Raw genomic sequence first — 13953 nt, forward strand, 5'->3', positions numbered from 1 at the left:
TAAAATACAAATCATCGAATCTCTCAGTGAAAAAGACCGAAAAACAGGGCAGATTTTAATTGAAGACATCAAGATGATGGAATTATCTCATCGAAAAGGCGTTGCCATTGATTATGTGTCAATAACTACAAAAGAAGAACTATTCACTCATATTGATACTCTCATCCACGAAGCGAAATATAACCGTGTCTTCCCTGTGCTTCAGCTAGATGTTCACGGTACGTCAGATAAAAGTGGAATAGTCTTAAATTCAGGCGAAACTATAATTTGGAGGCAGCTTTGCGATAAACTTAGAGAGTTGAATTCATTATCTAAAGGAAATCTCATAATCGTAATGGCAGCATGCTATGGGGCTAATATTCAACAGGGAATAGATATTTTTAATCGGTCTCCTTTTTGGGGAGTGATGTCCCCTCTAAATACGGTGACCCCAGACGAGATATTAGAATCACTTAGTGAGTTCTATCGTCATATATTTGAAAACTCTAGTGATGTGAACAATCTCCCTATTTATACAGCTTTGAAACTTATTACAACCGATGCCGCTTTTCTACAGTATTGGAAGGTATATCTTGATGACAAAAGTCCGGATGATTTATTAACACAGCATGTTGTTAAATTCTATGCAGAGGTGAAGAAAATTAATCCCGATATTAAGTTTGATGATTTAAGGAAAACCTGGGCTATTGAATGCAGAAGTAAACTCTTAGAAAAACTAAAACACTTCCTTTTCGCTGATGTTGATCCTTATAACCTTGACAAGGTCAAGTTCACTTCATCAAACGAGATATTAGAGCACTTTAAGGATGAAGCCCTATATGGCTATTAGCAAAGTGATAATACGCCGATATTAAGCAAATGCGCATTGACAGAAATATCTTACCGCAAGAAATTATACTATTCGTCTAAAACAATCTAGTTACTTGGATTTGGTAGTTTATTCCAGTGCCTTTTCACTGTTGCGATTCCCAAACCTAACGCTTCTGCCACTTTAGATTGAGATAAGCCCACCGCTTTTTTAGCTTGTACTGAAGCGGTGGTGGCGCTAGCTTGTGGTCTACCCAGTTTTTTTCCTTGTGCCTTAGCTCTCTCAAGCCCTTCTTTTGTTCGTTCTCTGATTCGGTTACGCTCAAACTCGGCAAAGGCCGAGAACATTTGCAGCATCAACTTACCCTCAGCACTTGAGAGGTCTGCTACAGGTAAATCTAAGCAGACAACCTTGATACCTTTATCTGTAAGTAGGTTAATGGTGTTTTGTACATCAATGTTATCGCGGCCTAAACGGTCTAATTTAAGTACCACCAGCATATCCCCACGTTCCATCTGGTGATTGATGAGCATCTTGAACTTTTCACGTTTCATTGCCTCAACGGAACCTGAGACCGTTTCACTGATAGTGCGAGCATCATTTACCTCATACCCTTTTTGTCGGATAGCAAGAATCTGATTCTGGGTGGTTTGCTCTGTTGTAGAAACACGGCAATAAGAAAAGATACGCATTGGTCACTCTCTTTTGTAGGAGGTATCAAATAAAGGGGTATCATACAATTAAAGTACCATAAAAGATACACCCTAATTTTATGATACCGATATCTAATAAGGAACACTGGTATCAATATACGAATGTTAAATATTCAGTTTAAAAAGTAAATGAGCGACGTGCATGCACACCGCTCATAGGCTCTAGATTGATTACAACTCGCTAATTAGCGTTAATCATCTCCAATGTAGTCATCATTATTGGGGTTATGGATATCAGACCATTCATCCATATCTGCATCGTTATTGGGATTGTTGATATCGGACCAAGAATCTAACTCTTCCTGGGACATATCAGAAGTATCTGGCATGGTAATCTCCTTATTTTTTACCTTGATAACGTGGATTTTTAGGGTCCAGTTGTTGGCTACGATTATCCAATACTTTTTGATGCGCTTTATTGGTCCCTGTGGTGCCTTGATTGCTATTAGGTTGGTCCGACTTATTTTTGTGGTTGCTCATTTTAAATATCCTTAATAATTAAGTTAGTTTGATTACCGGGGAATTAGCCATCTAACCCCCCTGTAATCGCCGAACATCACTTTTAAAATTATTAAATGCCCTTCTATCACTCGGTGAGCCCGGTACTGTCAGCTTTCGCCCATTAGATGACTGTAAGATAAGATGCCGCGTATGACGATATTCCTCCCATCCTTTTTGCTTAATCATCTGATAAACAAGATTGTTAATATTTTTATCGCTGCTGTATTTTTTCATAAGTATCCCTAAGCTTAAAAACCGATTTACAAAGCGTTTTTCCAGCCTTGTTTAAACTGTATTTTTAATAGCTTTGGGAAGTACTAGTACTAACTGAAGATTGATAGCGGCGCGAAAACGCATCAATATTAAAACTGATCTGCTTAAACGCCTTTTCTACCCCGACATCTAAAATAGGTTCACTATGAGCGTGCCCCGCACCATCGCAACTATTTTGGTAGAAACAGCCGTCGGGATTTATCATGAGATAGGATTGCCACATCGCATCGTTATCTTCTTCCACAATAAAGCCTGACAGTGCTTGGTGGCGGTCGACATAAGCCCGATATTGCTCATCTGTGATTGTGCAGTCTTGTTGCTGTACCGGAAGTACTCTTAACAACTTCCATTTATCTGGTTGGATCTGTTCAATCGTGCTTAACAGGCTTTCTCGCCAATTAAACGCATTAACGACAGTGTTGAGCTTGAGTTTTCCTGCTGGATTTAAAGCTCGATACGTACGACAGATTTCAATCAGTTTGTCAGGCGATAACCAGTCTCCCTTTCTATCAAGCCGACCAATCGTGCTTGCTAACAGATAGTCGCCAGTATCAAAGCTGATCCCAAGCATATCGATATGTGTTGAGACACGGTTTAGCATTTGAGCACTTAAGAAGTGCCCATTGGTGATGATGGAAGTATTAAACCCAAGTGATTTAGCATAGAGCAAAGCTTCTATAAAACGACTGCCAAGCATGATGGGCTCGCCACCAGCAAAGTTAATCCGTACTGCTTGATAGCCGAGTTGTGTTTTTAATGGGTTATCTGAAAGGAAATAGTCAGCCAATCGACTAAGTAGCGCACTCACTTGTGATTCGGCGTGGTGTAGTTCTGATGAAAGAACATGGTTATCCCATGTTGCATAGCAATAACCACATCGGTAATTGCACGCTTCAGTCATGTGAAAGTTGATAACCAGTTCTTGGACTTGATTTGTTTGCATTGTGAATCTCCGTTTGTTGATAACAAACTCAGATTCATTCAGTGCAATGCACTAACAAGCATTTATTGTTACTTTTTAAAAATTTCTCATCTGGTCAAGCAAATCATCAAAATCACAAGCTTCCTGCAACTGAGAGTCTATAGATTGCTTAAGCTCCTTTATACCTAGAACTGATTCATCTAAATGGCTACAAAGCTCACTGGCCTTTTTCCAGTCTTTCTGCAGATAAGCCATGAGCACTGTATCTGACGTCTTTAAGACTGAAGACTGAACCAATAGAGCCTGTAATAGTCCGGTATTACTCCCCAGTGCAACTTGTGGCAACTTAGAGAAGGGATTAGGCAGCTTGGTGTGATACAGGCTTTCACCTGAACGTAGTGCATTAACCAGCTCTAACACCATAGGACTTTGGAGTGCAATTCCCATTAAGCTCGTCATATCAGACAGCAGTGTATTTACCGTCTCAGCACACTCAGCCCGATAAGCAGTATCTTCAAAAATACGCTTAACCTCTTTGGGATCTAGGTAGATGGCATTGATGATCAAAGCATTGTGCAGAACTGTTAATTGAGATTTATCTTTTAGATATATGGTTGAGCGTTGTACATGTTTATCTTGAACTGTTTTGATAAGCCCATTACGAACTAATGAATTGGCTTTATTTTTTAGAAACTGGCTATCCTTCGCTACCTGGATAGAAAACAGTTTGAAAATTGCATCAGGTATTGTGATCCCACTATCCATCGCAATAAACCTTTTCTAATAGTGTTGTTGCTGTCGTTGTGTTTTCCCACGCATTAACGCCAAAAGAGATATCAGCAATAGATTGCGCCAATGTGTACCAATTACTTTTCCGATAACGACTATAGGAACAAGTCGAATTCTGTTTTATGTACTGTTGTAAAACACCAATACAATATCCAGCCCGCATTGCTTCTGACATGGACGTTCTAACGGATGACAGTTGCCTTTGTTCATCACGGCTTTTGTAAACACTTACCGCCTCTTGACAAGCCTGCACTAAAAACTCGCCATCATCACCAAATAGAGCTTGTTTTGCCTTTACCGGCATAACAACGCTCAAGCTTATGCAAGCACAGATAATTATTACTTTTTTATATCTCATACGGGATTCACTCCTGAAGGAGTATCATCTTTAGGCATTACAGGTTCAGGTGATTCAATTTCTGTAGCTTCAGTGTTCACTTGCAAGTTTTCACTATTTTTGGGGACTAAACCGTAAAGTAATACCACCAACAGCGCCGCATCGAAAAATCCTATCCACTCAGCCTGTTGCTCGTAAAAGGCAGTGCTGAGATTTCCCTGAGAGTACAACTGCATTAACAAGAATGATGCTTCGATAAAAAATGCAAACAGGAACCCTAAAGCCAGAATAATAAACAAACGCTTTATTGCAGACCAATAACTCAACTTTACCGTTCGGGACACTTTAACAAAACGCCAAACCATAATAAAAAAAAGCGCAATAAGCGAGGTCTCTAAAATATCTAGGTCAGCAAAACCTTCATTATATTCAAGAAAGGAAATGGGGACTGAAATGATTGTTAGAATGCCCGCGAGTGCTACAAGTACAAAGCTGACTTTATTAATGAGCCATGACACTACGCTGGTAACAAACTGATCTAGTTTACTTAAAAAATTCATACTACCGTCCATGGGAAAATGTATACCGTTGAAATACATTTGTTATTTTAAACAATGTGATAGGTACAGTCCACGCTTTAATTAACACATTTTTACAACACTAATGACTAATGTAGCCAACTGGTTATGTAGTAACGTGCACCTCCAATATCTACCTCAAACATTTTTTAGCCATATATCATCCTTATGCCGTAACCAATAACGACATAACAAAGCAGCTGGTGGACACCATGCCACCAGCTGCTTTTTTACTTTAAGGAATGATTAGGAGGCTTTATGCCTATAGCTCTTATTACTGGCTTTGCGGTTGGCGTTGGTATTTATCAAGTATTAAAGGAGCAGAGTTATGTTTGATTTTGTTAAGCACAAGCCAATAGCAGAACTGTTCTTGCTGGAAGTCATCGTTGGATAATAAGTGGGCTGTTGAATCTGATAGCTAAAGCTTTTTAGTCCAAACTTATGGATAGCTGAAAAGGCTCTCCATTTATGTTGTCGCTAACTCTGCTTTTTTAGTCTTTAAATCTCGTTTTTCAATCTGCTCCAATATCCACTCTTGCACTTCACTTTCGACCCACGCAACAGCCCGGTCACCTAATGATACAGACTTAGGGAAGCACCCTTCTTCAATACACTTATAGATTGTTGAACGTCCTAAGCCGGTGCATCCGATTACATCTTTGAGTCTGATTAGTTTCATGATTAGGTCCTGGTTGTTAATTTCATTCAATAACCAGTGCCAGTAATTTTTAACCTATAACGCCTTTACTCAGTGTACAGCCAATCAACTTTTATGATCCAGCTTCCACTTCAGGTAATCCGTCACCTCAAAGATTTATTAAACCTATATCAACTCAGTGTATAGATGTAGTAGTCAACCAGTACTAGTAAAGAAGTTTAATCAAACGACATAATTAATCATCGTTGTATAATTAACTACGTAGTGAAGGGAGTTTAACTAACGCAAACACGATCCCTTCCTTCTTGTTTAGCTCTATATAACGCCTTATCAGCTAAAGTCAGAGCACTCTTAATCTCGTTGGTATCTCGGTAACCTGCAGTACCAACACTAATTCTCACTTCTAAACTCAAGCCCTCAACTTCAAAGTTTTCCTTTGAAACCATCGACCTTAACTGGTCGCATATCTCTTTAGCTTGTTCAATTTTAGTTATAGGCATTAACAGTATAAACTCTTCCCCTCCACTTCTACATAAAACGTACTTATCTGAAACGTGCTCCATACAAAAGTTAGCAAAGCCTACCAAAACTCCATCACCAACATCATGGCCATATTTATCGTTTATTTTCTTAAAAAAATCGATATCAAAGATGGCAATAGAACCATAATCCACTACGCTATGGAAAGCTTTAATTTTGCGCTCAAACCCACGCCTATTTAGCAAACCAGTTAAAAAATCAGTATGAGCCTCGTTCTCAAATATAAACTTTTGTTTCTCACTGCCTTGATATTTTTTGAAGTATCTTATAGGCAACAAAACTAATAAAAACAGAGCCAAAAGTAAGAGGAACACAAGGGTTCTAAAATAAATGCCTGAATTAACCTTAGATACAGATAGTTCCCATTTAACATTAGAAAAACCAACCACACCCTTTATTAATGAACCTTCTAACCTCCCCTTTGAGCTTATCAACTTTTCATTCTTCCCCTTACAACCAAGGTTATACCCTAAGACTAAATAATTATCAAAACCATGTTTTGACAGTACATTATCCACAACATTATTTATTGACTCTAAATACACTATTGAAGATATAAATCCCCAAAATTCATTATCCGTTCGAACAGTTCTTCTAACGATAAAAGCTTGCTTTCCATTCTGAACTAATTTTACTGGACCGATAATACTAACATCTTTTTTTAATATCGATTCCATGCAACCTAACTTTATATCCTCACCACTTAGAATGTCATGACCAATTGCATTTTTATTATCATCATAAGGGTAAACATAAGAGACTACTCCATTTGGCAGAAGGATTATTGATTCTACATCGCTATAACCTTCAGTTAGTTGTTTAGCTGCCAGATTGAATTTTTTTAATGTAATACCTTTGCCATCAGATATTTCAATCATTTCTTTTAAGACCTCAGATGAAATCAATGCACCATTGAAAATGGCCTTTACAGCTTTATTTAGATCAGCAACAACATTAGATAAATGCTTTTCATCTTTTACTTTGTCTAAGGAACTAACTATAAATTCAGTAGCCAAAAACAGTATAATTATAAACAAAAAAACAAAGAGCTTATTCAACATCATAACTACTCATCTATGCAATCAAACACAGCCTCATTTAGAGTTCTTCTTGCAAAATAGAACACTACAGCTCAAATTCACAAGTGCAACAATAGAAGCCATTCGCCAAAAACCGTAATCAGGGCATTTACTCCCTAGAAACCATTAGCCAAAACCATAATCAGGGCATTTTCACCCTAGAAACCATTCACAAAAAAAACGAAATCAGGGTATTTACTCCCTAGAAACCATCCACAAAAAAACGCAATCAGGGCATTTACCCCCTCTTTTTCTAGATAACAGCCTAAACTTAAAGTACTTCAAAATTTATTCCTTTAATGCAGGAGGAGTCTTAGTGCTACATATAAAAACAATGAAATCAAAATATCCTATTTTGGGATACTTTTCAATCTGAAATATCATTTGATCATGAAAAATAAAAAATGGTCAGACAGAGAGGAATCTCTACGTAACGCATTGAAAAATATGCGTAAAAATGTGTACTTAAATCAAAGCCAATTAGCTCAAAAGTTAGACAAACCACAAAGTTTCGTATCGAAATACGAAAGTGGTGAACGACAACTTAGAATTTTGGAGTTAGAACGGGTGTGTATTGCTTGCGGAACAACCGCACATGAGTTTCTGAAGGTTTTTAGCGAGCACTAACTTCTCACTATTTATAACAGATAATTCTATAGCATTATTTTTGTGTATAAGCGGAAATATTTATATTGTAAAAATGTCAGAGAGGTAGCTCTGCGCTTTATAGAGCTACTTCAGTCTCATTATCAAATAGATTAGTATCTTTAGAATATACAACCCAAATCTAGGCCACATGAACGTACTGCTGCAAGTCCCCGAACTGATGGCTACACATCCAATCCTCCAAAGTAGTACTCATTCTCAAATCGATTATTGACCAATAATTCCACTTTTCCCTTTTAGTTATTCAGTTTGAAAGCTCAGTACTTATATTGAAATTCACCACTGTATACGTTCACTAAAACGTCTACTTATGACTGCAGCTAAACTGTTCTAGTTCTACACTAGGCCTTATAACTCACTATTTAGCATTCTCATTAAGACATTTTCGAACACTAATATAATCGTTCTGCAACGACCAAAATATCAGAAGGTTTACAATCAAGAGCTGTAGCTAGTTTCCACACCGAAGTGACTGTAGCTTTCGCAACAACTCGTTCAATACCAGATACTAAATAACGTGCAAAATCTGCTTTATCAGCCAACTCCTCTTGATTAAACCTAGCTCTATACGACGAAGCTTTACCGAACGCTAGGCTAACTTTTAACACTTCATCATTATTCACACAGAGATCTCCAGAACAAGGTCAGCAACTCAATGATGCTTTCCCTGAGATCATCAAGCGACTTGAAAATCAAGCATCACTGGCTTCCTTAATTCCAGGTGGCAGCGTTGCATTAGCCTTCGCACGGTGGGCTCACCTGTGAGGCTGATACCTTAGGCTGTCATGGTTATTTGTACATTGCCATTTATCCTACATCTTAAAAAACAATATACGAGCAAACTAGATAGTCCCTTCCCTTCCCTTCACCTACCACTCCCCTCTCATAAGCTGTCTTGTCACCCTCATTCACTTAAAAACTTAGCATGACCTAATTACCGCACATCAATCTCAAACGAGGTATCCAAGTTGAGTATTCAACTACATCATTCAAAGTTTGCCTATAAATTTCATCGATGAATGAATAATGCTGACTATATATTAAAAATGGAGATTTCCTTTTATATAAGAAACTTTAATATTTTATACTTACCTTTACTAAAGGCTGTAAAGATGATTTTTGTAGTATGCCTCTCCATTCCTATGGCTGCAGAGTGAATCTTTCTTCTATTTAAAAACCCTCTATCAATACCTATTAACTCTTACATTAATATTTCTATTAAAAACAGCAATAGATATATAAACCTGATTTGAAATACATATCAAACTTAGTTTTTATTCGGGTAAAGTTTACGAGACGTCCAACCTACTCTTTATAATTATTTTCGTCGTTCCGCTCAATATCGACTCTAACAATTTCATATAAATACAGGTAAAGCGGTGTAGATTAAATAATTAAAGCAAAATCAACCCGTTATAAAAATCAAACTTAGAATCTTACCAGTATTAACTGAAGTAAAATGTAATCATGCCTGCTCCCTACAAGCTTGGTAAATAAAAACATAAAAACCACAACTAACCAACATAAACACAAAGATCAGACAACATAGATTAATAAACATTAATTTCCTATCGTTACCTAATCTTATGAATAAAAAAACAATATATATACCAATAACTTGAATTTTATATTTAGAGTAACATCTCTGCAACATTTAGACCTTGGTTACAATTTGAAACATTTGTTACGTGATGCTTTTGTTTTTGTATCTTTATATTGAGCTCGGTTCATAACGAATAAATCTAAAAAACTAATTGGGGATGCTAATGTTTCATGCAAATAAAATTACACTCGGGATTCGTATTACACTCCTGGCAGGAGCTGTTACAACGGCCGTCGCTTCTTTGGGCGCTTATGCGGCTGATGGTGAACAACAAGTTGAACGTATACAAGTAACAGGTTCTCGTATTAAGAGCACTGATATGGAGGGGAGTTCACCCGTAACCACTATTAGTATTGATGATATCGCCAAAACAGGACAAATGACGGTTGCTGATTTACTTCGTAGTAGCAATTTAAACACCTTTGGATCGTTCTCTGAGCGTTCAGGTAGTTCGGCGCAATCTCAGTCCTCTGTTAATCTGCGTGGTGTGGGTTCAGAGCGCACACTTGTTCTACTTAACGGAAAGAGAATGCCGGGGTCGCCTACCTTGGGTGGTACCGCTGTAAACTTAAATGCTATCACTACTGCGGGTATTGATAGGATTGAGATCCTTAGTGATGGTGCAAGTGCTGTCTATGGTTCTGATGCTATCGCGGGTGTGATTAATATCATTACCAAGAAAGGTTATGAGGGCTTACAGCTATCCGCTACTAAAACAGATCCAGAGCAGCCGGGCGGCGAAGAGTGGAAAGCACACGTTATTGGTGGTGTATCAAGTGATAAAGGTAATATTACTTTCTCTCTTGAGCACCAGCAACGCGAGATTATCTACCAACATGATCGTTGGTTTTCTTCATCGTCCAATACTGATGCTGCTAAGTACGCTGATACAACGGGTGTATCTACCTATGCGCGTAACTTCAATGACGGAACAACTTATGTAACAAGTCCGTTAGCAGGCTGCGACAATCCCGATATGGTTGGTGATGGTCATATCTATGATGCTGGTGACGGTGATCATGTTTGTGGTTATGACTATACGGCAAAGGGGGCAGACCACGCGGCGAGAACGTTTGATGCTGGTTATTTAAATGCTGAGTATCAAATCTCTGATGAAGTTCGTTTCGAGGGGCAAGGTATTTTCTCTCGTAATAAGACTTTTGGGCGTTATGCACCAGCACCGGGAAAATTCGCAGTTGGCGCGGGAGTGGTAGACGTTAAAAACTATGGTCCTGATGGTAAATATGTAGACACCACCAAAAATAAAAATGCTGGTACGGTTTTATATCGCTTCACAGGTGTAGGTACTCGTGACTCTGAAACTATTGACCACAGCACGGATATTCAACTAGGTTTTGTTGGTGAACATGATGCTCTAGGCTGGGACTTTACATATCACTATAACCTAGCTGAAAATAGCAATAACGGTACAGGTTATGTCCATCGTCCAACGGTAGAAGCGTTGGCGGCGGCTGGTAAGTTTAACTTTGGTCCAGAGGGTAACAGCAAGGAAGTTATTGACTCTATCACTCATGACATATTCCAGAAAGACACTATGGAATTCCAAAGTGTTAACGCTGGTGTTAACTTTGATGCTATTGATTTGATGGGTAGCGGTGATATGAGTTGGTACTTCGGTACTGAGTTCATGGATTACAAGTATACATCTGCTGTAGATTCGGAATCAGCTAACGGTGAGATTATCGGCTCTGCTGGTAATGGTTCATCAGGTGAGCGTGATGTATATGCTTTCTTTGGTGAGACTACATTACCTATCACTGATGATTTATCAATGAATGCGGCTTTACGCTATGACAAATACTCTGACTTTGGTAATGCTGTCACGCCTAAAGTATCACTACGATACAAAGCTACTGATGATTTAGTATTACGTGCGTCATGGGGTCAAGGCTTTAGAGCACCATCATTAGCTGATTTACATGCTGCTGATTCGTTCAGCGCAGATACAGCGACCGATTATCAATATTGCGCACAGGTGGGTACTGCTGTTGCACAGTGTAAAGCTAAGCAATATGACGTAACGCGAACAGCTAATGCCGATCTTGAAGCTGAAACCTCTGATTTCTACAATCTAGGGGCTATCTATGATTTCACGGAGAACTTTAGTGCTAAAGTTGAGTACTATGACCTTAAGATAGATAACGTTATCACGTTAGTCTCTCTTGACTCATTACTGAGCGAAGAAACTAAAGTCGGGTACGGTAATCTTAAGTTGGGTAATATTAAGCGTTATGGTGATACTGCTAGCGGCAAGATATCAGAAGCTACAGCGCCATTAGTTAACGGTAATAGCTTGTCAACGTCAGGACTTGATTTTAATCTATCATATCGTGACTTAGAAACGTCTATCGGTGACTTTAGCGTTAACCTCGATACCACTTACGTTTTAGACTACAGCGAAGAAGAATACTTCGATGGTCCAGTCCATAACAAGATAGGTCGTAACGGATTACCTAAGATACGTTCAACAGGTACGGTCGATTGGATGATGGGCGATCACTCTGCGGCGGTAGTCATGCACTATATTGACGGCCAAACAGAGAGAACTGATCCTGAAACCTTTGGCCAAGTCGGGTTGCTTAGCTCACAAACTACATTTGATGCTAGTTATGGGTATAACACTTCTTGGAATGGTAAGGTATCACTAGGTATACGTAACCTAACAAATGAAGATCCTGTTTTAGATTCAAGTCTTGATTACGATAAGGGTTTATATAACCTATACGGTCGTACTTATAACTTATCGTACACTCAGACGTTCTAAAGTAAGTGGTTTTCACTATGTCACTACCTAGTTATCTTATACTCTCTTAACCATTTAGCTGAAGTCCTTAGCCGATAGTTCTGTTTTATCTCGGCTGGGGACCTCTTCTCTTCAACCGTGCCCAACAGACAGATGAAATTCAATATGAAAGGAGCTTCCTTGTGATGTCTAATTGCAGGATACAAAATCCCAAACTCTAGTATAGGTAGGCTGCGGTCGAAAATTAAATATTGATGATGATGCTTAGGCATTATATTGGAGCATTCACAGCATGAGACTTAACTTCCCATTGATTACATGTCAGTTAAAAACTTTTAAGAGCTAATATCATGAAAATAAAACATTCAAACAAAAATCAGGTAAATATAAAAATTTATGATCTTCAATTCATGGAACCTATCGACGTAACAATTAAAAACATATTACCAGGAGTGAGTCAAATAGATTTTTATCATATTGACAAGTATTATTCAGCCACATGGGCGGCCATGAAGACAGATATAATTAGTTTTGTTATTTCAATTAATGATGAGTTTTTATCAAAAAATTCTGGAGGACCTAAAAAATTGATAGATGATGATGTAGAGGCTCTCCGAACAATTCAAAAAACAGCTTCTAAAGTTCATGGCGAACACCATGAACTCACTCTAGAATTAAATAACTTTTCAGCTAATGAAATAAGTACGGCTAGAAATAGAATTAGTAAAGAAATGCTTAGTTATTTAAATGAAGATGATTGTTTGGAAAAACTTTTCCCCACTAAAGTAAATCCTGAATGGGATGCTTTTTGTCAAATAACTAAAACATTGAGAGATGGACTAATTAAATATAAGACAGATATTGCAACTTAGTCGATAATTCAAATTTTAAAAATAGTGAGCAGTTATTATTTTCTATACCAATCAATAATACAGGCTATTGGTACTTATACAGGTCTGTCACAAACTGAGAGCGAACCGCTATAAATTGATGGAATAGACTCCTCATGGTCCTCCGCCACATAATCAAATTCAACTTTTTAAGCAATTACCGAACAATTGCTTAAAAAGTAGCATTAGGTCAAAGAACTGTTGAAGTGAAAGCTCATCACCTGTTTAATGATCTGATATTAATTGACAGTGCTATCCATTTTCTCAGCGATAGTTAGCTACTGCTCATAAATATTCAAATGATTGGTAAGCCCCTAGAAAAGTAGACACTTCATAGAGTTATAATGAACCAACAATATGAGATGTTACGTGCGCGGAACACGATATCCCGGTGAATTCAAAATTGAAGCCGTTAAACAGATCACTGAGCGTGGTTATAAAATCGCAGATGTTGCCGACTTGCCCCAGCTCCGAAAAGAGTAGCCTGCACGCCAGGCAGCTTGTCAATTGTATCGTCTAGGGTGGGATGGATATTTAGCTTTAATTGATCTTCCGTCATCACGCTGATTGAAGTGGTGCTTTCCATCATAGTTTTCTTGAGTGAAACATTGTGAGTCACTATAGCAGTCGCGATCTGCATGCCTGAAGTTATTATCACTTACATGAAGAGGACATGGCTGGTGTCTGCGATTGACAGTTTGTACCGACCTTGAGAGTCGCTCTAGGCTACGTTGCCAAACAACTACTGGTTGTAGATAAAACGGTGGAGTTGTACTTTCAATTTGTTGCAGACAAACGACTAGTATAATGTTTGATGTTGGGCCTGCACATT

14 protein-coding genes and 2 pseudogenes are annotated in these 13953 nt (G+C 38.3%); 6 read left to right on the forward strand and 10 right to left on the reverse strand.

The window, feature by feature from the left end; all coding sequences use genetic code 11:
* On the forward strand, positions 1-829 hold an 829-nt coding region (locus tag CXF86_RS22640), incomplete at its 5' end, for a hypothetical protein (protein ID WP_180960989.1).
* Between the two features lie 86 nt (positions 830-915).
* Here CXF86_RS22640 and CXF86_RS01820 read toward each other — a convergent pair.
* The 9 genes from CXF86_RS01820 to CXF86_RS01860 all read right to left on the reverse strand — a co-directional run bounded on the left by CXF86_RS01820 (position 916) and on the right by CXF86_RS01860 (position 7183).
* A complete protein-coding gene (locus CXF86_RS01820; protein ID WP_102038208.1) occupies positions 916-1500 on the reverse strand; it encodes a recombinase family protein in 585 nt (194 codons plus the stop codon).
* Positions 1501-1712: 212 nt separating this feature from the next.
* Positions 1713-1850 carry a hypothetical protein gene (locus CXF86_RS22645; RefSeq protein WP_180960990.1) on the reverse strand — a complete coding sequence of 46 codons (138 nt, stop codon included), beginning with the start codon at positions 1848-1850 and terminating at the stop codon, positions 1713-1715.
* A 10-nt stretch (positions 1851-1860) separates the two neighbouring features.
* A complete protein-coding gene (locus CXF86_RS01825; RefSeq protein ID WP_102038209.1) occupies positions 1861-2001 on the reverse strand; it encodes an alpha-amylase in 141 nt (46 codons plus the stop codon).
* 319 nt (positions 2002-2320) lie between these two features.
* On the reverse strand, positions 2321-3238 hold the full coding sequence (locus CXF86_RS01835) for a viperin family antiviral radical SAM protein (RefSeq protein ID WP_102038211.1): 918 nt from the start codon (positions 3236-3238) through the stop codon (positions 2321-2323).
* Positions 3239-3313: 75 nt separating this feature from the next.
* A complete protein-coding gene (locus CXF86_RS01840) occupies positions 3314-3982 on the reverse strand; it encodes a hypothetical protein (protein ID WP_102038212.1) in 669 nt (222 codons plus the stop codon).
* A complete protein-coding gene (locus CXF86_RS01845) occupies positions 3975-4310 on the reverse strand; it encodes a hypothetical protein (RefSeq protein WP_145992374.1) in 336 nt (111 codons plus the stop codon). The genes CXF86_RS01840 and CXF86_RS01845 overlap by 8 nt, the downstream gene beginning before the upstream one ends.
* 50 nt (positions 4311-4360) lie before the next feature.
* Entirely contained in the window at positions 4361-4903 is a 543-nt protein-coding gene (locus CXF86_RS01850) for a hypothetical protein (RefSeq protein WP_102038214.1), read from the reverse strand.
* 484 nt (positions 4904-5387) lie between these two features.
* Complete coding sequence (locus tag CXF86_RS01855; protein ID WP_102038215.1) at positions 5388-5600, reverse strand: AlpA family transcriptional regulator; 213 nt, start codon at positions 5598-5600, stop codon at positions 5388-5390.
* Between the two features lie 254 nt (positions 5601-5854).
* Positions 5855-7183 (reverse strand): sensor domain-containing diguanylate cyclase, encoded by a 1329-nt coding sequence (locus CXF86_RS01860; protein ID WP_102038216.1) that lies wholly within the window; start codon positions 7181-7183, stop codon positions 5855-5857.
* A 405-nt stretch (positions 7184-7588) separates the two neighbouring features.
* On the opposite strand from CXF86_RS01860, the gene CXF86_RS01865 reads away from it, so the two are divergent.
* Positions 7589-7825, forward strand: a complete 237-nt coding sequence (locus CXF86_RS01865; protein ID WP_101089223.1) for a helix-turn-helix domain-containing protein — start codon at positions 7589-7591, stop codon at positions 7823-7825.
* Between the two features lie 431 nt (positions 7826-8256).
* Here CXF86_RS01865 and CXF86_RS01870 read toward each other — a convergent pair whose 3' ends face one another.
* A complete protein-coding gene (locus tag CXF86_RS01870; protein WP_101089222.1) occupies positions 8257-8487 on the reverse strand; it encodes a helix-turn-helix domain-containing protein in 231 nt (76 codons plus the stop codon).
* A 155-nt stretch (positions 8488-8642) separates the two neighbouring features.
* Here CXF86_RS01870 and CXF86_RS23175 point away from each other — a divergent pair.
* From CXF86_RS23175 to CXF86_RS22565, 4 genes and pseudogenes are all read left to right on the forward strand, one after another.
* Positions 8643-8687 (forward strand): annotated as a pseudogene (locus CXF86_RS23175) (hypothetical protein); the annotation flags it as partial.
* Between the two features lie 943 nt (positions 8688-9630).
* Positions 9631-12252: a TonB-dependent receptor plug domain-containing protein gene (locus CXF86_RS01875; RefSeq protein WP_102038217.1), complete on the forward strand. Its 2622-nt coding sequence runs from the start codon at positions 9631-9633 to the stop codon at positions 12250-12252.
* 329 nt (positions 12253-12581) lie between these two features.
* Complete coding sequence (locus tag CXF86_RS01880) at positions 12582-13103, forward strand: phiTE_072 family protein (protein ID WP_102038218.1); 522 nt, start codon at positions 12582-12584, stop codon at positions 13101-13103.
* Between the two features lie 387 nt (positions 13104-13490).
* A pseudogene (locus CXF86_RS22565) lies at positions 13491-13580 on the forward strand (transposase); the annotation flags it as partial.
* Positions 13581-13953: the final 373 nt, after the last annotated feature.

Origin of the sequence: Shewanella sp. GutCb (assembly GCF_002836135.1) — a bacterium.
Lineage (GTDB): Bacteria > Pseudomonadota > Gammaproteobacteria > Enterobacterales > Shewanellaceae > Shewanella.